Annotated in this window: 17 protein-coding genes; 8 read left to right on the top strand and 9 right to left on the bottom strand. The window is 46.9% G+C overall.

Features of this window, described 5'->3' with window-relative positions:
• Nucleotides 1-18: 18 nt before the first annotated feature.
• The gene (locus tag JMN17_RS18565; RefSeq protein ID WP_202329052.1) at nucleotides 19-1641 is read left to right on the top strand and encodes a copper resistance CopC/CopD family protein; all 1623 of its coding nucleotides are present in this window, start codon (nucleotides 19-21) and stop codon (nucleotides 1639-1641) included.
• Nucleotides 1642-1655: 14 nt separating this feature from the next.
• Nucleotides 1656-2270, top strand: coding sequence for a YcnI family copper-binding membrane protein (locus tag JMN17_RS18560; protein ID WP_202328900.1), 615 nt, complete (start codon nucleotides 1656-1658; stop codon nucleotides 2268-2270).
• 44 nt (nucleotides 2271-2314) lie between these two features.
• Here the strand turns inward: JMN17_RS18560 and gdh are convergent, their stop codons facing one another.
• The 4 genes from gdh to gabT form a co-directional block, all read right to left on the bottom strand.
• The gene (gdh, locus tag JMN17_RS18555; protein WP_087993024.1) at nucleotides 2315-3100 is read right to left on the bottom strand and encodes a glucose 1-dehydrogenase; all 786 of its coding nucleotides are present in this window, start codon (nucleotides 3098-3100) and stop codon (nucleotides 2315-2317) included.
• 19 nt (nucleotides 3101-3119) lie between these two features.
• Nucleotides 3120-3983 (bottom strand): glucose uptake protein GlcU, encoded by an 864-nt coding sequence (gene glcU, locus JMN17_RS18550; protein ID WP_087993078.1) that lies wholly within the window; start codon nucleotides 3981-3983, stop codon nucleotides 3120-3122.
• Between the two features lie 124 nt (nucleotides 3984-4107).
• Nucleotides 4108-5496, bottom strand: coding sequence for a succinate-semialdehyde dehydrogenase (gene gabD, locus JMN17_RS18545; protein WP_202328898.1), 1389 nt, complete (start codon nucleotides 5494-5496; stop codon nucleotides 4108-4110).
• 69 nt (nucleotides 5497-5565) lie between these two features.
• Nucleotides 5566-6876 (bottom strand): 4-aminobutyrate--2-oxoglutarate transaminase, encoded by a 1311-nt coding sequence (gene gabT, locus JMN17_RS18540; protein ID WP_202328896.1) that lies wholly within the window; start codon nucleotides 6874-6876, stop codon nucleotides 5566-5568.
• A gap of 105 nt (nucleotides 6877-6981) precedes the next feature.
• Here gabT and gabR point away from each other — a divergent pair, with 105 nt between their 5' ends.
• A complete protein-coding gene (gene gabR, locus JMN17_RS18535) occupies nucleotides 6982-8424 on the top strand; it encodes a MocR-like transcriptional regulator GabR (protein ID WP_202328894.1) in 1443 nt (480 codons plus the stop codon).
• A gap of 1 nt (nucleotide 8425) precedes the next feature.
• Here gabR and JMN17_RS18530 read toward each other — a convergent pair whose 3' ends face one another.
• Nucleotides 8426-8740 carry an ArsR/SmtB family transcription factor gene (locus JMN17_RS18530; RefSeq protein ID WP_087993028.1) on the bottom strand — a complete coding sequence of 105 codons (315 nt, stop codon included), beginning with the start codon at nucleotides 8738-8740 and terminating at the stop codon, nucleotides 8426-8428.
• A gap of 140 nt (nucleotides 8741-8880) precedes the next feature.
• On the opposite strand from JMN17_RS18530, the gene JMN17_RS18525 reads away from it, so the two are divergent.
• The 4 genes from JMN17_RS18525 to JMN17_RS18510 all read left to right on the top strand — a co-directional run bounded on the left by JMN17_RS18525 (nucleotide 8881) and on the right by JMN17_RS18510 (nucleotide 12413).
• On the top strand, nucleotides 8881-9168 hold the full coding sequence (locus tag JMN17_RS18525) for a putative quinol monooxygenase (protein ID WP_003225015.1): 288 nt from the start codon (nucleotides 8881-8883) through the stop codon (nucleotides 9166-9168).
• A 16-nt stretch (nucleotides 9169-9184) separates the two neighbouring features.
• A complete protein-coding gene (locus JMN17_RS18520) occupies nucleotides 9185-9934 on the top strand; it encodes an NADPH-dependent oxidoreductase (protein ID WP_087993029.1) in 750 nt (249 codons plus the stop codon).
• 162 nt (nucleotides 9935-10096) lie between these two features.
• Nucleotides 10097-10975: a TetR/AcrR family transcriptional regulator gene (locus JMN17_RS18515; RefSeq protein ID WP_202328892.1), complete on the top strand. Its 879-nt coding sequence runs from the start codon at nucleotides 10097-10099 to the stop codon at nucleotides 10973-10975.
• A 19-nt stretch (nucleotides 10976-10994) separates the two neighbouring features.
• Nucleotides 10995-12413 carry an MDR family MFS transporter gene (locus JMN17_RS18510; protein WP_087993031.1) on the top strand — a complete coding sequence of 473 codons (1419 nt, stop codon included), beginning with the start codon at nucleotides 10995-10997 and terminating at the stop codon, nucleotides 12411-12413.
• Between the two features lie 41 nt (nucleotides 12414-12454).
• Here JMN17_RS18510 and JMN17_RS18505 read toward each other — a convergent pair whose 3' ends face one another.
• The 4 genes from JMN17_RS18505 to yclN are packed head-to-tail and all read right to left on the bottom strand — an operon-like array spanning nucleotide 12455 to nucleotide 16075.
• A complete protein-coding gene (locus JMN17_RS18505) occupies nucleotides 12455-13411 on the bottom strand; it encodes a siderophore ABC transporter substrate-binding protein (RefSeq protein WP_087993032.1) in 957 nt (318 codons plus the stop codon).
• Between the two features lie 21 nt (nucleotides 13412-13432).
• Nucleotides 13433-14191 carry a petrobactin ABC transporter ATP-binding protein YclP gene (yclP, locus tag JMN17_RS18500; protein ID WP_087993033.1) on the bottom strand — a complete coding sequence of 253 codons (759 nt, stop codon included), beginning with the start codon at nucleotides 14189-14191 and terminating at the stop codon, nucleotides 13433-13435.
• Nucleotides 14185-15132 carry a petrobactin ABC transporter permease YclO gene (yclO, locus tag JMN17_RS18495; RefSeq protein WP_087993034.1) on the bottom strand — a complete coding sequence of 316 codons (948 nt, stop codon included), beginning with the start codon at nucleotides 15130-15132 and terminating at the stop codon, nucleotides 14185-14187. The genes yclP and yclO overlap by 7 nt, the downstream gene beginning before the upstream one ends.
• Entirely contained in the window at nucleotides 15125-16075 is a 951-nt protein-coding gene (gene yclN / locus JMN17_RS18490) for a petrobactin ABC transporter permease YclN (RefSeq protein ID WP_087993035.1), read from the bottom strand. Before yclN ends, yclO begins: the two co-directional genes overlap by 8 nt.
• 386 nt (nucleotides 16076-16461) lie before the next feature.
• On the opposite strand from yclN, the gene JMN17_RS18485 reads away from it, so the two are divergent.
• Complete coding sequence (locus JMN17_RS18485) at nucleotides 16462-17826, top strand: aspartate kinase (protein ID WP_087993036.1); 1365 nt, start codon at nucleotides 16462-16464, stop codon at nucleotides 17824-17826.
• The last annotated feature ends 156 nt before the right edge of the window (nucleotides 17827-17982 follow it).

Genomic DNA, 17982 nt, shown 5'->3' with positions numbered 1-17982 from the left:
GAAGGTGGTGTCTGAGTGATGAAGCGAAACAGATGGTGGATCATCTTTCTGCTTTTTCTTGTTTTCCTGCCGAAAACAAGCTTTGCTCACGCCTATATCGTCAAATCTTCACCTAGTGAAAACAGCGAATTAAAAAGCGCACCTGCACATGCAGAAATCGAATTTAATGAACCGGTAGAAGAAGGGTTTCATTACATTAAAGTCTATAATTCAAACGGCGAACGGGTAGATAACGGCAAGACTGAAATCAAAAAAGATAACAATCACATCATGACAGTGAAGCTGAAAAAGAATCTGCCGCATGATGTGTACAGAGCGGAATGGAATGCCGTGTCCGCGGACGGGCATCCGGTCTCCGGCGTCATACCGTTCAGCATCGGGAAAGCGGAAGGCGGATTCAGCAGCCAAAAAGCAGCAGGTTCACCTCTGAACCCGGAAACAGCCGCAGACCGAGCGATGCTGTATACAGCCTTATCTTTGTTTATCGGGACGGTTTTCTTCCATCTCTTCTGGTATAAAGGGGATTCAGAACAACTCGCCAAACGGACGAGACGCATCTTGATCGTCTCGATTACCGCATTGGGCCTGGCCCTTTTACTTCAGCTTCCGATTCAGACAAAAGCAAACGCGGGCGGCTGGGACAGCGCCTTCCAGCCGATCTATATCAGAGAGACACTGTTTGAGACAGCAGGCGGCACCATTTGGATCATACAGGCCGCGCTGTTCGTGCTGCTAGCACTGTCTGTGATCCCTGCGATACGCAAAAACCGCTATTCGTCCTTTGGCTATTGGACAGCGCCGCTCATTTTCTTTTTCGGTCTCCTGCTTGCCAAAGCGTTTACCGGCCATGCTGCTGTCGTTGAAGAAAAAGCGGTCGGGATTTTGATGGATTTCCTTCATTTATCATCCGCTTCCATCTGGGTCGGCGGAATAGCGGCACTCGTTTTGCTGCTCGCAAACGAATGGAAGCAGCCTGACAAAACGCTCGCATGGGAAACGGTAAGCCGCTTCTCGCCGTGGGCGCTTACTGCAGTCGGCGTCATTTTATTTTCAGGTTTGCTTAATGGATTTTTCATCATTCGTTCGATGGATTCACTGTTCCGCACAGCGTATGGGCAAGCTCTTTTAGTTAAAAGCGGATTGTTTGTGTTGATGCTGGCCTTAGGCGCGGTTCATTTTCTGCTCACCAGAAAACAGCGCCGCGCAGGAATCAGCCGGACCGTGAAAGCGGAATGGGCAATCGGCATCGCTGTATTGATCACAGCGGCCGTGTTTACCAGCCTGCCGAGCCCGCCTGAGCCGGTGCCGGAACCGTTCTACCAAACCAAAGCGATTGAGAACGGGCAAAGCGTTTCTCTCAGCATCAGCCCGAACCAGCCTGGCAAAAACGTATTTGAGCTGCGAGTCACCGACCATAACGGCGACCCGGTAAAAAACATCCAGCAAATCACGTTAACCGTTTATAAAACAGGTCTGTCAGGCAGCGAGAACAAAAACACCTTCCAATTAAAAGAGAAAGCAAAGGGCGTCTTCCAGGATGAAAACCTATCCATTAATGAAAAAGGAAACTGGAAGATCAAAGTCCACGGTTTGACCGGTGACTTTAACGAAATCAATATGATGTTTACAAAAACCAATTAGAGGAGTGTTTTACGTTGTTAAAAAAAATCGCATTCACACTATGTCCAGCTATTGTCGGCTCACTTTTATTCTTTACGGCCCCTGCCAGCGCGCACGTTACTGTAAAGCCCGCTGAATCCGCTGCAGGTTCATGGGAAACCTATACAATGAAGGTTCCTTCTGAAAAAAACCTGCCGACAACAAAGGTTGTCCTCAAAATGCCGAAGGATGTTGAGTTCCAGCAGTACGAGCCGATTCCGGGCTGGAAGATATCCACCCAGAAACACGATGATCAATCAGTTTCCGTCACATGGGAGGCGACTGACGGCGGCATTCAGGAAGGACAGTTCCAGCGGTTTACCTTTGTTGCCAAAAACCCTGACAAAGCGGAGGAAGCCGCTTGGGACGCATACCAATATTACAAGGACGGCAGCATTGTCGAATGGACAGGTGACGAGGATGCGGATACGCCTCATTCCATTACAAACATCACTGCTGCAAAACAAGTGACAGATGAGCACGGCGCCACGAAAACGGAAGACGATTCCGAAGACACAGGCTCTTCAGCTCTCAACATCACAGCGATTGTGCTGTCTGCCGCAGCCATCATTTTGTCTGTAGCAGCGCTTGTAAAGAAAAAGCGCGCCTAATGAAAAAAGCGATCCAGAAGACATATCTGGGTCGCTTTTTTGATTTATCCGCGTCCTGCCTGGAAGGAAGGGTATTGTGTCATACCGCCGTCCGCGAATAACGTGATACCTGTAACGTAGCTTGATTCCTTCGAAGCAAGCCATACCGCTACCGCGGCGATTTCCTCCGGTTCGCCGATATATCCCATCGGAATCATGCTTTCAACATCTGCTTTCTGTTTAGGATCAGCGAATTTTTCGGCATTGATTGGCGTGTTGATCGCGCCTGGCCCAATATTATTGACACGAATGCCCTTAGGCGCGTACTCCAGCGCTAATGTTTCCGTCATCAGTTTAATCCCGCCTTTACTAGCCGCATAGTGGACAAATAACGGCCACGGAATCACTTCATGCACACTGGACATGTTGATGACATTTCCCTTGATATCGTGTTCTACGAAATATTTAATCGCTTCCCGGCTTCCTAAAAAAGCGCCGGTTAAGTTCGTGCTGATGACTTTATCCCAATCCTTCAGCGGCATTTCGTGAGACGCCACAGGATTTTCAAGTCCGGCGTTATTTATCATAATATCGAGTGTGCCGAACTCTTTAATCGCAGTTTGTACAATGTTTTTCACATCTTCCTCTTTCGTAACATCTCCTTGGACGATAACGGCTTCACCGCCCGCCTTGATGACCGCTTCTTTGACCTCGTTCGGATTCTGTTTTTCGCTAAAGTAGTTGATCACCACTTTCGCCTGCTCCTTGCCGAAGCGAATGGCCATGGCTTTCCCAAGGCCTGATGCGGCTCCTGTAATGGCGACGACTTTTCCTTTTAAATCCGGATACATATATATCCTCCTCCAATTGTTATGAATTTGTTTTGGCGATTCCTAAAAATATGGCTGCCGCGATAATCAGCGCAATCCCAATCCCAATCCCAATAAGCTGGCGTTTTGATTTCTTTTCACGCAGGATGAATATGCCGCCGAGCGTAGAAATGACAATTCCCATTTGCGAGAGGGAAAAGCTTGTTGCGACGCCGACCTTCGGCTGAGAAATAAACAGAAACATATTTCCTCCTGCCCAGATTAAGCCGGGGAGGATATTTCTGATTGCATATTTGTTAAAGGGTTTGTGTTTATAGGTTAAAGCAAGTCCCCCGATTACCATCCCGATCGCCTGCGGCAAAAGAGCCGACCAGCCAGACACATTAAACAATCTGGCAACGACGACATACACCAAATAACCGAGCGTCGAGACAAGAAGAATCAATATGCCTTTTTTAAAGTTGCTTGGCTCACCCTCTTTCTTATCTTTCTTATCTTCCAATGATGCGAGAATGATTCCCACGATGATAAAGATCAGAGCGAGAATGCCAAGCGTAATCGCAATCGGTGTAGACCATTCACGAAACACAATCACACCGAACAGTGAGGTTGACACGAGCTGCATTCCAGTGGAAATCGGCATTGTTTTGGACACACCCATCAATTCAATGCTTTTCAGCTGGTTGCTCTGTCCAAGGGACCAAAATAAGCCGGATACGATGCCGACAATAAAAATGCGCAGTGACAGAGCGGGCTGAACAAAAAAATAAATCACGATAGACACAATGAGCGCCCCGATCGTCGTTCCGAGTGTCTGGCTGTACGGTCCACCGCCTAATTTCACATTGAAGAGAACAATGCTCCCCCAAAACAAAGCCGGGAGAAGAGCCAATAATAAATCCATTGTTGGGGAACCTTCTTTCAAAATGTATTTGCTGTTATTTTGGCTGGAATGGTTGGGTTTATTCGCCGGAAACACAAAAAGAGCTGCCGGAAGATCCGGCAGCTCTTTAGGAGCTTGCATTCTTTTACAAACCAATGGACATATATTTCGTTTCAAGGTACGGCTCAATGCCTTCCGAACCGCCTTCGCGGCCGACGCCGCTTTCTTTCATTCCGCCGAATGGCGCTTGAACCGCTGACGGTCCTCCGTCATTCCAGCCGATAATGCCGTACTCGAGATTCTCGGAAATATAGATGCCGCGGCGGTAGTTTTCTGTGAAGAAGTAAGCAGCCAAGCCGTACGGCGTATCGTTGGCAAGCTGAATCGCTTCATCAATATCAGAAAACGTGATGATCGGTGCAACCGGGCCGAAAGTTTCCTCGTGCATGATATTCATGGACGTATCGACATCGGCGAGCACTGTCGGATTGACAAAGTAGCAGCCTTTGTCATCGTTTCGGTCATACGTGCCCCCTGCAAGAACCTTCGCGCCTTTTTCAACGGCATCATCGATTTGGCTGACGATTTTTTCGAAGCCTCTTTTATTGATAATCGGGCCGACATTGACGCCATCTTCAAGCCCATTTCCGACTTTGAGCTTAGACACTTGCTCGCTTAGTTTCGCGGCAAATTCGTCTTTAATCGACTCGTGAACGATGAGACGGTTTGCACAAACACAAGTCTGTCCGGCGTTTCTGTATTTAGACAGCATCGCCTGTTCGACGGCAAGATCGATGTTGGCATCCTCATCCACAATCAGCGGGGCATGGCCACCGAGCTCCATGGAGACATGTTTCACGGTGTCCGCACTGTTTTTCATGAGGATTTTCCCTACCGGCGTTGATCCTGTGAAGGTGATTTTGCGGATTTTCGGACTGCTTGTGAAGACATTTCCGATCTCTTCGCCGTCGCCGATCACAACCTGAAGGACGTCCTTCGGAATGCCCGCTTCATATGCGAGGCGCGCAAGCTCATAGGCAGACAGCGGTGTGTCCGGTGCCGGCTTGATAATAAACGTGCAGCCGGCAGCAAGAGCAGGCGCCGCTTTACGTGTAATCATCGCATTCGGGAAATTCCAAGGCGTGATGGCAGCAACAGGGCCGACTGGCTGGCGTGTGACGACAATTCGTTTGCCGGTTGTCGTAGCAGGGACCGTTCTTCCGTACACACGCTTCGCTTCCTCTGCGAACCATTCGATATAGCCTGCGCCGTATAGTACCTCACCGACCGCTTCCTGATACGGTTTTCCGTTTTCCTTTGTAATTAAATCTGCAAGTTCTTCTTTATGTTCAACAATCAGCTCATACCATTTTTTTAAGAGAGACGCTCTTTCATTCGCTGATGTTTTAGACCACGTTTTAAACGCCTGATGTGAACGTTCAATGGCTTCTTCTACTTCTTTGGCTGATTGCTGAGGAATCGTTTTGATCTCCTCGCCCGTAGCCGGGTTGCAGACCGTTAATTGATCTGGCATATTGAACATTCCTTTCTGTTTTATGATTACTTAAAATGATAGCAGACCCAGCTATTTTCTTTCCAATGATTACGCTCGCAGGCCCGCCTCCAATATGCTGAGCCCTTCATTCAGAAGGCTGTCTGAGATGACGAGCGGCGTCAGAAAACGAATGATATTGCCGTTGATTCCCGCTGTCAGCAAAAGCAAGCCGTTTTGATTCGCATACGCCGCAATCGCTGCCGCTTTCGCCTTATCAGGCTCTCGCGTGTCGGGGTCCTTGACAATTTCGATGGCCGCCATTGCCCCGAGTCTGCGGATGTCACCGATGAACGGGAATTCTTGTTTCCACTCATACGCCTTCTCTTCAATGATTTTTCCAATTTCTTCAGAACGGTCATTCAATCCTTCTTCTTCAATGATATCCAAGACAGCCAAAGCCGCAGCGCACCCGAGCGGGCTGCCTGCATACGTGCCCCCCAGCTCCCCGGGCGCCGCCGCATCAAGCAGTTCCGCACGGCCGATCACACCGCTTAACGGCAAGCCCGCCGCAAGTGATTTAGAAACCGTGATCAGGTCAGGCACTACATCAAAATGCTCAATCGCGAAATAAGCGCCAGTTCTGGCAAAACCCGTTTGGATTTCATCAGCGACAAAGACAATGCCGTGTTCTTTGCAAAATGACGCAACGTGCTGCACAAACCTTTTCGATGGGATAATGAAGCCGCCTTCTCCCTGCACCGGCTCCATCACGACACACGCCACCGTTTCCGGCGCGACGGAAGCGATGAAGAAATCATTAAACGCTTGGATGATCATGTCGTCATAGCTTTCATCACTCATGCCCGCCGGCTTTTGATAATAATAGGGGAACGGTGCTTGATAAACCTCTGAAGCAAAAGGTCCGAAGCCGAATTTATAAGGTTTTACCTTGCTCGTCATACTCATCGTCATATTCGTCCGCCCGTGAAACCCGCGTGTAAACGAAACAACCCCTGGGCGCTTTGTATATTTTCTGGCGATTTTCACAGCGTTTTCAACCGCTTCCGCCCCCGAGTTCAGAAAGATCGCTTTTTTCTCATAGCTGCCCGGTGCAATGCCGCACAGTTTTTCGGCTAATTCGATATAAGATGGGTACATCATGACATTGAACCCCGGGTGAATGAGCTCCTCAGCCTGCCGCTTTACAGCCTCAACCACCTTCGGATGTGAGTGTCCGACGTTTACCGTTCCGATGGCGCCTGCAAAATCAATAAACCTCCGGCCGTCCAAATCGTACAGCTCAGCCCCTTCCCCTTTGGCCGCCAGACTGCGGTTGCCGTTGCTCACACCTTTTGACACGAATTGATCCCGTTTTTGCTGCCACTGGGCAGTCGTGATGCTTGCTGTTGTTTCACTCATGTGAATGTCCCCCTGTCGCTATTTTCTTATCATTCTGACTTCTTTTTGGTATGATGAAAAGTACCAATTATAACTTTTTGATGGTATCAGAAGGAGACACCGCAAATGGATATCACAATCACACTCGACCGCTCAGAACAAGCCGATTATATCTATCAGCAAATTTATCAAAAGCTGAAAAAAGAAATCCTCAGCCGCAATCTGCTGCCCCACTCGAAGGTTCCCTCCAAACGGGAGCTGGCAGAGAAGCTGAAGGTTAGCGTAAACTCAGTGAATGCAGCCTATCAGCAGCTGCTGGCTGAGGGATATTTATACGCCATTGAGCGAAAGGGTTTTTTCGTGGAGAAGCTGGACATGTTTTCAGCCGAGGAGCACCCTCCGTTTGTACTGCCGGATGATCTGAAAGAGGTTCACCAAGATCAGAGCGATTGGATCTCGTTTTCACACATGAGTGCCGATACAGACCATTTTCCGATCAAAAGCTGGTTTCGCTGCGAGCAAAAAGCGGCCTCCCGCTCATACCGCACGCTCGGTGATATGTCGCATCCGCAAGGAATATATGAAGTGAGAGCGGCCGTTGCCAGGCTCATTTCTTTGACGCGGGGTGTAAAATGCCGGCCGGAACAAATCGTTATAGGGGCAGGCACACAGGTGCTCATGCAGCTATTGACTGAGCTGTTGCCCAAGGAAGCGGTGTATGCGATGGAGGAGCCCGGTTACAGGCGCATGTACCAGCTTTTAAAACATGCCGGAAAACAGGTGAAGACCATTATGCTTGATGACAAAGGCATGTCGATTGCTGAAATCAATAGACAGCAGCCTGATGTGCTGGTGACGACCCCGTCGCATCAATTTCCGGCCGGAACGATTATGCCTGTATCCAGAAGAATTCAGCTGCTGAACTGGGCAGCCGAGGAACCGCATCGCTATATTATTGAAGACGATTATGATAGTGAATTTACATACGATGTCGATAGCATTCCGGCGCTTCAAAGCCTCGGCCATTTTCAAAATGTCATCTATATGGGCACCTTTTCAAAATCCCTTCTCCCAGGCTTGCGGATCAGCTATATGGTTTTGCCGCCGGAGCTGCTCCGGACATACAAACAGCGGGGCTATGATTTGCAGACATGCTCGTCGCTTACACAGCTCACCCTGCAGGCATTTATCGAGTCCGGAGAATATCAGAAGCATATTAAAAAAATGAAGCAGCATTATAAAGAAAAGAGAGAGCGTCTGATCACCGCTTTAGAAACAAAGTTCAGAGGAAAGATTTCCGTAAAAGGGGCGAATGCGGGACTGCATTTTGTCACCGAATTTCATACAAGCCGCACCGAACAAGACATTCTGGCACACGCCGCCGGCCAGCAGCTCGAAATCTTCGGAATGAGCCGATTTGACTTAGAGGAAAAAAACAAGCGGCAAACAGGCCGGCCCGCTCTCATTATCGGCTTCGCGCGGCTGAAGGAAGAAGACATTCAGGAGGGTGTCGAGAGGCTTTTCCGTGCTGTTTACGGACATAAAAAAATCCCCGGTACAGGGGATTAATTCACCAGCGATCCTGGTCAACATTCAGTATGGCTTCAAGCAGGCCGGGAAACGCCTTTTCAAGGTCTTCAGCGCGAAGCGAATAATACCGGCGCTTTCCTTCTATCCGAACTTGAGCGATGCCTGATTCTCTCAGTACTTTAAAATGATGCGACAAGGTCGATTTGGCAACCTGTACATCCGCACAGGTGCCGCACGTTTTTTCTTTCGCTTCAGCTAATTGCTTTACCAGCTCTAAACGAAGCGGATCACTAAGTGCGTGAAGAACCTTTGTCAGCTGCAACGTTTCTGTTTCTGGATGGTTTGGAATGTTCATGACACAAATGTATCACACAACAATTAGAATGACAATTTTACTATTTGAGGGTTTTTCCTTTACCTCATTTTGAATACATGATACAGTTAGTTCGATTAAATTCGAACAATAAAATCAGCATAACGATGGAGGAGATTGACATGATCGTATTACAAGCTTACATCAAAGTAAAACCAGAAAAACGCGAGGAATTTTTGAGCGAGGCACAATCGCTTGTTCAGCACTCAAGAGCTGAGGAAGGCAACGCGCAATACGACCTATTTGAAAAAGTGGGTGAAGAAAATACATTTGTGATGCTTGAGCAATGGAAAGATGAAGCGGCGATGAAATCACACAATGAAACTGCGCATTTCCAAGGATTTGTCGCAAAAGGAAAAGAACTGCTGAGCGCCCCTCTTGATGTTGTCCGCACAGAGCTTAGCGAGTAAGGAAAGGGTGTCCCATATGAATGAAGTCATCAAATCATTAACAGACCACCGCTCGATTCGCAGCTATACGGATCAACCTGTAGCACAGGAACAATTGGACCACATCATTCAAGCGGTGCAAGCAGCCCCCACTTCTATCAACGGGCAGCAAGTGACTGTGATCACAGTGCAGGATAAAGAGCGCAAAAAGAAAATCTCCGAGCTGGCAGGCGGTCAGCCTTGGATTGATCAGGCTCCTGTTTTCTTGCTATTCTGCGCAGACTTCAACCGGGCCAAAATCGCGCTTGAAGATCTGCATGATTTCAATATGGAAATCACAAACGGATTGGAGTCCGTTCTTGTCGGCGCCGTAGACGCCGGTATCGCCCTCGGCACAGCGACAGCAGCGGCCGAATCCCTCGGACTGGGAACGGTTCCTATCGGGGCGGTTCGCGGAAACCCTCAAGAGTTGATCGAACTGCTTGAGCTTCCGAAATATGTGTTCCCTGTTTCCGGCCTTGTCATCGGGCATCCAGCTGACCGTTCAGCGAAAAAACCGCGTCTTCCGCAGGAAGCAGTCAATCATCAGGAAACCTATTTGAATCAAGATGAGCTGACGTCCCACATTCAGTCATATGACGAGACAATGTCTGAATACATGAGTAAACGGACAAACGGACAAGAAACAAGAAACTGGTCACAGAGTATCGCTTCCTATTATGAGCGCCTATACTATCCGCATATCCGTGAAATGCTTGAGAAACAAGGATTTAAAGTTGAAAAATAAGCCTCACCCGGCCTGTCGGATTTTCCGGCGGGCCTTTCGATTGTCCGGTTAAAATCCATTGACTTCTATTTAGTTTATTTGGTAAAATTTTTTCATTGTTACTCATTGGTTTTCTGTGAACCAATGGGTTTTCTAATGTTCAAGAAAGAAGGAAGCCATGAGATGCTTGATAAAAAAACAGATATCTTGTTAACTGCGAGAAAGCTTTTTTCGGAAAAGGATTTTACGTCGGTTTCTATGCAGGCGATCGCAGAAGAATGTAAGATGTCAAAAGCTTCGATATATAAGCTGTTTCAGTCTAAGGAAGATCTGCTTTTAGAGCTGCTGTCATTTAACCAGAAGCAAATGGTGGCCGCGGCCTCAAGACTTCAGGAAAATACCTCGCTGACACCGGAGGAGCGTTTGATGCAAAAGGTCAAAATGGAGCTGGAAGGCTTCAGGCGGAACCAGCAGTTTTTCAATATGCTGACCTACGGGAACCCTAAGCTGCATAATAACCGGGTTAAACAGCATATCCATCAGACCAGATCAACGATTATTTGCTGGCACCGCGATTCGCTGATCCAGGCGTATGGAGAAACCATTCTCCCGTTTGTGTGGGATTTAGTCATCATTCTTCACGGCATGATGCGTGAGTTTGTCATGCTGATCAAGATCGAGGAAAAACCGCTTGAGCTTGACCCGATCGCAGCGTTTATCATCAGCACCCTCAATCAGATTGTCAAAAACAAGGAAACCCGGCAGTCTCTCCTTCCTCCTGAAGCCATCGAGCTTTATATTCATTCAGCATCCTCCTACAAGCCAAAGGATAAATCAGCCCTGTTGTCGGAAAGCCTGAAGGAATTACACCAAGGCATCTCTTCCCTGCCCGCCGCGGACTTTGACGTAGATGAACTGACATCCGCAGCCGCTATGCTGGAGGAAGAAGCGAAGAAGAAAGAACCCCGCGCTTTTTTGCTCAAATCACTGATTGGCTATCTGGAACAAACCGGTGTTTTAACACAGCCCGTTTCGATGTTAAAAACACTGTTAATTACTTAGAGAAAAGAAGGGATATGTATTGGATAAAAGTATTGCACCAAAACCTTTTAATCGTTCTGTCATTGTCGGCATTTTATTAGCCGGGGCGTTTGTCGCGATTTTAAATCAGACGCTGTTAATTACCGCGCTTCCCCATATTATGAGGGATTTCAATGTAGATGCCAACCAAGCGCAATGGCTGACAACTTCATTTATGTTAACCAACGGGATTTTAATTCCGATTACGGCGTTTTTAATTGAAAAATTCACGAGCAGGACGCTGCTCATCATAGCAATGAGTATTTTCACTGCCGGAACAGTCGTCGGAGCATTCGCGCCGAACTTCCCGGTTTTGCTGACAGCGCGTATCATTCAAGCAGCAGGTGCAGGTATTATGATGCCGCTCATGCAGACCGTATTCCTGACGATCTTTCCGATTGAAAAGCGTGGCCAGGCTATGGGTATGGTTGGATTGGTCATCTCATTCGCGCCTGCAATCGGGCCGACTCTTTCCGGATGGGCAGTCGAAGCTTTCTCTTGGAGATCTCTGTTTTATATTATTCTTCCGTTTGCTGTGATTGATTTAATTCTTGCCAGCATCCTGATGAAGAACGTGACGACTTTAAGAAAAACACAGATTGATATTTTATCAGTGATCCTTTCGACATTTGGATTCGGCGGGCTTCTGTACGGCTTCTCAAGCGTTGGATCTTATGGCTGGACCAGTTCAACCGTCTTGATTTCACTGCTGGTGGGTGCCGTCGCACTTATTTTATTTATTACTAGACAAATGAAACTTGAAAAACCGATGCTGGAATTCCGCGTCTTTACGTTTGGCGTTTTCAGCTTAACAACACTGCTTGGAACGCTTGTCTTCGCACTATTGATCGGTACGGAAACCATCCTGCCGCTTTATACACAAAACGTCAGAGACGTCACAGCTTTTGATACAGGACTCATGCTTCTTCCGGGAGCCATTCTGATGGGCTTCATGTCACCGATCATCGGCAGAATCTTTGACCGTGTCGGCGGAAGAGGGCTGGCAATCGCCGGTTTCTGCATCATCTTCCTGACATCGCTGCCGTTTATGCAGCTGACCGACCATACGTCACTCGCTTGGATTGTCGTTTTATACACTGTTCGCCTTTTAGGTACCGCCATGATCATGATGCCGGTGACGACAGCCGGAATCAACGCGTTGCCGCGCCACCTGATTCCGCATGGAACAGCGATGAACAACACCATCCGCCAGGTCGGCGGCTCGATCGGAACCGCACTTTTGGTGTCCGTCATGAGCAACCAGGCGGCACACGCAGGCACGACAAATGTGAAACACGCAGCCTTGCACGGCATGAACGCCGCATTTCTCGTGGCAGCCTGCATCGCACTTGCCGGCTTCCTTCTATCATTTACATTAAAGAAACCTCAGCGCCCTGCCGAACAGCAGGCGGCACGCTGATCACATAAAAAGGCCCCGCTTTTAAGCGGAGGCCCTTTTGTTTACTTCTCTAAACCGTCTTTTACTTCTTTAATCATTTGCGTCATAGACTCAAGTCCGCCTCCTGATAAGTACCAAGTAGCAGAATCAAGGTAAACGACGTGATCATTTTTCACTGCGTTTACGTTTTTCACATAATCGTTTTCAACGACTTGTTTTGTAGATGATGTTTCTCCGATTGCTGTACCGCGGTCAATGACAAACAGGTAATCCGGGTTTGTTTTTGAAATGTACTCGTAAGAAACACTTTGTCCATGAGTAGAGGCTTTGATGTTTTTATCAGCCGGTGTCACGCCGAATACGTCATGGATCAGGCCGTATCTTGATTTAGAACCGAACGCGCTGATTTTTCCGTCGTTCGCCATGATGACAAGACCGTTTTTGTTAAGCTTTTCAGCTGTTTTCTTAAGGTCTGCAATTGAGCTATCAATTGTTGCAAGTTCATCTTTTACTTCATCTTCTTTATCAAAGATCTTACCGATTGTTTCCGCGTCTGACTTAAATGACTCCATGTATTTCGCTGTGTCCACGCCAAGGTAAATCGTCGGCGCGATATCAGAGAATTCTTTGTATGACTCAGATTGTCTTCCTGAAATAATGATCAGATCAGGGTCTATTTCAGCCACTTTTTCAAAATCCGGCTCTTTTAAGCTTCCGACATCCGCATATTTGTCATCTTTGAATTGGGACAGATATTTAGGAAGGGCTTGTTTCGGGAGGCCTGCCACTTTATCATCAAGGCCGAGTTTATCTAACGTATCTAAGCTTCCAAAATCAAACACGACTACTTTTTCAGGGTTCTTTGGCACTTTTGTGCCGTCTTTGTCAAGCAGGTGTTTCACTGTGATTTGTTCATTCTTTGAATCAGAACCTTTGCTGCTGCTTGTACTTTGGTTTCCGCATGCAGAAATGACAACTGCCGTTACCAAAGCGATGAATAATAATGCAAACTTTTTCATGCTCTTCACCTCTTCTATAGATTAAGAAAAATAAACACCTATTCTTTGATGATCAATCGTCTGAATCGGGATGGTCATATCGTAGATTTCTTCAAGCACAGAGGTTTCAATAATCTCCTCGGGCGGCCCCTCTTTTACGATTCGGCCGTTTTTCAAGGCAACGATATGATCGGAGTAGACGGATGCGAAGTTGATATCATGAATAACGATCACGATTGTTTTTCCAAGCTCCTCCACCAGCCGTTTCAGCAGTTTCATAATTTCAACTGAATGTTTCATATCCAGATTGTTCAGCGGCTCATCCAGAAAAATATAATCGGTGTCCTGGGCAATGACCATTGCGATAAATGCCCTTTGGCACTGTCCGCCGCTCAGCTGATCCAGGTATTTGTCCTGAATGTCTTCCAGTTTCATATAGCCGAGCGCCTGGTTGATATGACCCCAGTCTTCCTCTGTCAGCCGGCCTTGTGAGTAAGGAAATCTGCCGAAGCTGACGAGATCTTTGATGGTGAGCCTGATATTGATTTGGTTCGCCTGCTTCAAAATGCTCATTTTTTTAGCAAGCTCTTTGCTGTCGCATGATCCAATCTCTTGGCCGTCTATGAAAATCTCGCCGGAATCTTTTTTGATCAGGCGGCTCATTATAGACAGCAGCGTGCTTTTGCCGGCGCCGTTTGGACCGATAAACGAGGTAATTTTGCCCTTTTGAATCGTGACTGATGTCTCTTCAAGGACCACTTTCCCGCCATATTGTTTGCTTACATTTTTGACCTCTACCATGATTTATTCTCCTTTAACAGCAAGTAGATAAAATAAATCCCGCCGGCAAAATTGATAATGACGCTCAGCGTCGTTGAAAAGGTAAACACTTTCTCAACCACAAACTGTCCTCCCACCAACGCAATGATGCTGATGAAGACGGAGCCTGCGATTAAGTATGAATGCTTATACGTTTTCAGGAATTCTCTCGCCAGGTTGACGACAAGAAGGCCTAAAAACATAATCGGCCCGACTAGCGCTGTTGAAACAGAAACAAGGATCGCAACCACGACCAGCATCTGCTTCACCACTTTGTCGTAGTCAATGCCCAAATTCACGGCGTGCTCGCGCCCGAGCGACAGCACGTCAAAAAACTTCGTAAAACGCCAGACGTAAACGCCTGTCAGCAGGAAGATGATGAACGCGAGCCATAACAAATCCGTATTGATGTTGTTAAAGCTGGCAAACATCTTGTCCTGCACCACTTGAAACTCATTCGGATCAATCAGCATCTGCATAAAGGAAGACAGGCTGCTGAACAGTGTGCCAAACACGATTCCAACGAGCAGAAGGAAAAAGATATTTCTCCCCTCTCCCTTAAACATGAGCTGATAAAGAACAAGGGAAAACAGTATCATCAGCAGAACAGAGATGATAAAGTTCATGTTTTTATTCATGATGACCATATTTGCAGAACCGAATAAAAAGATAATGCCGGTCTGAATCAGCATGTAGAGAGAATCAAGGCCCAAGATGCTCGGCGTCAGGATGCGGTTGTTCGTAATCGTTTGAAAGATCATCGTCGAAAACGCAATCGCTCCTCCCGTCAGCACAATGGCAGCGACCTTTTTGATTCTTCTCGGCAGGGTGTAATCCCAATTGCCTACGTCATAAAACAAAAACAAGCCAATACAAACAATGGCTAAACCAACGAGCATCGCAATTTTCATCTGGTTACGCATAAGCTTTTCTCCTTAACAGCATAAACAGGAAAATGCCGCTGCCGATGATTCCGACCATCAGGCCAATCGAGATTTCATAAGGGAAGATAATGATTCTGCCCAATATATCGCAAAACAGCACAAAAACCGCTCCCAATAGCGCCGTGTGCGGCAGGCTGTTCTTTAGATTGTCTCCTCTGTAAATCGATACAATATTCGGGATAATCAAACCGAGAAACGGAAGCATACCGACAGTCAAAATGACAAGAGACGTGATCAGGGACACGATCATGAGCCCGATGTTCACAACCCGCTTGTACTTCAGGCCGAGGTTGACAGAAAAGCTTTCTCCCATACCGGCCACTGTAAATTTATCCGCATACAAATAGGCAATGATGACGAGCGGAATACTCAGATAAAGAAGCTCGTATCTTCCTTTCACGACTAAAGAGAAGTCTCCCTGAAGCCATGATGACACATTCTGGATCAAGTCATATTTATATGCGATAAATGTCGCGATTGAACTGACGATATTCCCAAGCATTAAACCGACAAGCGGAATAAAGATGGTGTCGTTAAACTTGATTCTTTCAAGGATTTTCATAAACAGAAAATTTCCTGCAAGGGCAAAGACAAACGCGATCAGCATTTTGATTAAAGGACTGGCGGATGTAAACAGCAGCAAAGAAATTAAAATGCCGAGCCTCGCCCAATCCACTGTGCCCGCGGTTGTCGGTGACACGAATTTGTTTCTGGTGATCTGCTGCATAATCAAACCGCAGATGCTCATGCTTAAACCCGCGATAATGATGCTGATCAATCGCGGCAAACGGCTTGCAAACAGCGTTGACGCCTCTTGTTTGCTTAAATCAAAGAGATCAAGCGGCGACAGATCTTCTACGCCGATAAATACAGATGTGACTGCTAATATGATAAGTAGAATAAATAAGTAACGTAGCTTCATGCTGCCTCCTCACATCCTTACAGCAAAAAGAACGTATCTCCTACTCCGCAAGGACTCAAAACAATATGGCCATATAGTAATTGATTATCATTATCATTTACATATTACCATTTTTCTAGTGTTAGTCAATATTCTTTCAAAATATTAATCTGATCATATAATCAATTTTACTCATCGTTATCATCATTTTCAAATCCCAAATCGTTAGGCTGTTTACCATATTTATCTTCACAACGCATGTATACGGTCAACAAACCTGACATCGTTCCTCGTGGAAAATACAAATGTTCATTCCAGAAAGAAATTACCCCTTGATTTACAGGACTGAAAGAGAGATAATAAATACTAAATTTGCGAGAAAATTTTAAACATTAGGAGATGTAAACATGAAGGTCGTTAAATTCGGAGGCAGCTCACTCGCTTCAGGCGCTCAGCTTGAAAAGGTGTTTCACATCGTAACCTCAGATCCGGCACGGAAAGCTGTAGTCGTTTCAGCTCCGGGAAAACGCTATGCTGAGGATACGAAAGTGACTGATCTCTTAATCGCATGTGCAGAACAATATTTGGCATCAGGCAGCGCCCCTGAATTGGCGGAAGCTGTTATGGAACGGTATGCCCTCATCGCCAATGAGCTTCAGCTGGAGCAAAGCATTATCGAAAAAATCCGCGATGATCTGTTTACGCTTTTAGAAGGAGATAAAAACGATCCCGAGCAGTATCTTGACGCAGTCAAAGCCAGCGGGGAGGATAACAACGCCAAGCTGATCGCCGCCTATTTCCGCCATAAAGGCGTCAAAGCGGAATATGTCAACCCGAAGGACGCCGGCCTTTTTGTGACACATGAACCCGGCAACGCGCAAGTTCTTCCTGAATCCTATCAAAACCTCTATCGTCTTCGGGAACGTGACAGCCTCATTATTTTTCCCGGTTTTTTCGGATTCAGCAAGGATGGCGATGTGATCACATTCTCACGGAGCGGTTCTGATATTACCGGTTCCATTCTCGCCAACGGACTTCAAGCTGATTTGTACGAAAACTTTACAGACGTGGACGCTGTGTACTCTGTCAATCCGTCCTTCGTTGAGAATCCAAAGGAAATCAGCGAACTGACATACAGAGAGATGCGGGAGCTGTCCTATGCGGGCTTTTCAGTTTTTCATGATGAAGCGCTCATTCCGGCGTTCAGAGCGGGGATTCCCGTACAAATCAAAAATACGAACAACCCGTCAGCCCAAGGCACACGCGTCGTGAGCAAGCGGGATAACACAAACGGCCCTGTCGTCGGCATTGCCAGCGATACCGGCTTTTGCAGCATTTATATCAGCAAATATTTAATGAACAGAGAAATCGGATTTGGGCGCAAAGCCCTTCAAATCTTGGAGGAGCACGGATTGACGTATGAGCATGTTCCATCGGGAATTGATGACATGACCATCATCTTACGGGAGGGTCAAATGGATGCCGTCACTGAACGCAGTGTGATCAAACAGATTCAAGAGGAGCTGCACGCCGACGAAGTGATTGTCGAGCATCATCTCGCACTGATTATGGTTGTTGGAGAAGCGATGCGCCACAATGTCGGCACAACGGCGAGAGCGGCCAAGGCATTATCAGAGGCAAAAGTGAATATCGAAATGATCAATCAGGGATCTTCTGAAGTGAGCATGATGTTCGGCGTAAAAGAAGCCGAAGAAAGAAAAGCCGTTCAAGCGTTATATCAGGAATTTTTCGCGGGCGTGCTGATCTCTTAATTACATAAATAGCGGGCGCAAACGCCCGCTCAGCTTGTAGAGAAAACGATGTTTTTTCTACAAGCTTTTTTGTTTTGTAATGTTTCTTTAGATATTCAGCTGATTTCAAAAGCAGAAAAAGAGCTCCCACATACCTAGCCCTGCTTGGCTAGGTAT

It is taken from the genome of Bacillus sp. RHFS10 (genome assembly GCF_016757475.1).
Taxonomy (GTDB): domain Bacteria; phylum Bacillota; class Bacilli; order Bacillales; family Bacillaceae; genus Bacillus; species Bacillus subtilis_G.
The sequence above is the reverse complement of the archived record's forward strand: the minus strand, read 5'-3'. Positions and strand labels throughout refer to the sequence as shown.

What these genes read in the sequence shown, in the direction of transcription:
- JMN17_RS18565 (WP_202329052.1), top strand. Translation starts at nt 19, where the DNA reads ATGAAGCGAAACAGATGGTGGATCATCTTTCTGCTTTTTCTTGTTTTC.
- gdh (WP_087993024.1), bottom strand. Translation starts at nt 3,100, where the DNA reads ATGTATCCGGATTTAAAAGGAAAAGTCGTCGCCATTACAGGAGCCGCA.
- glcU (WP_087993078.1), bottom strand. Translation starts at nt 3,983, where the DNA reads ATGGATTTATTATTGGCTCTTCTCCCGGCTTTGTTTTGGGGGAGCATT.
- gabD (WP_202328898.1), bottom strand. Translation starts at nt 5,496, where the DNA reads ATGCCAGATCAATTAACGGTCTGCAACCCGGCTACGGGCGAGGAGATC.
- gabT (WP_202328896.1), bottom strand. Translation starts at nt 6,876, where the DNA reads ATGAGTGAAACAACAGCAAGCATCACGACTGCCCAGTGGCAGCAAAAA.
- gabR (WP_202328894.1), top strand. Translation starts at nt 6,982, where the DNA reads ATGGATATCACAATCACACTCGACCGCTCAGAACAAGCCGATTATATC.
- JMN17_RS18530 (WP_087993028.1), bottom strand. Translation starts at nt 8,740, where the DNA reads ATGAACATTCCAAACCATCCAGAAACAGAAACGTTGCAGCTGACAAAG.
- JMN17_RS18525 (WP_003225015.1), top strand. Translation starts at nt 8,881, where the DNA reads ATGATCGTATTACAAGCTTACATCAAAGTAAAACCAGAAAAACGCGAG.
- JMN17_RS18520 (WP_087993029.1), top strand. Translation starts at nt 9,185, where the DNA reads ATGAATGAAGTCATCAAATCATTAACAGACCACCGCTCGATTCGCAGC.
- JMN17_RS18515 (WP_202328892.1), top strand. Translation starts at nt 10,097, where the DNA reads ATGCTTGATAAAAAAACAGATATCTTGTTAACTGCGAGAAAGCTTTTT.
- JMN17_RS18505 (WP_087993032.1), bottom strand. Translation starts at nt 13,411, where the DNA reads ATGAAAAAGTTTGCATTATTATTCATCGCTTTGGTAACGGCAGTTGTC.
- yclP (WP_087993033.1), bottom strand. Translation starts at nt 14,191, where the DNA reads ATGGTAGAGGTCAAAAATGTAAGCAAACAATATGGCGGGAAAGTGGTC.
- yclO (WP_087993034.1), bottom strand. Translation starts at nt 15,132, where the DNA reads ATGCGTAACCAGATGAAAATTGCGATGCTCGTTGGTTTAGCCATTGTT.
- yclN (WP_087993035.1), bottom strand. Translation starts at nt 16,075, where the DNA reads ATGAAGCTACGTTACTTATTTATTCTACTTATCATATTAGCAGTCACA.
- JMN17_RS18485 (WP_087993036.1), top strand. Translation starts at nt 16,462, where the DNA reads ATGAAGGTCGTTAAATTCGGAGGCAGCTCACTCGCTTCAGGCGCTCAG.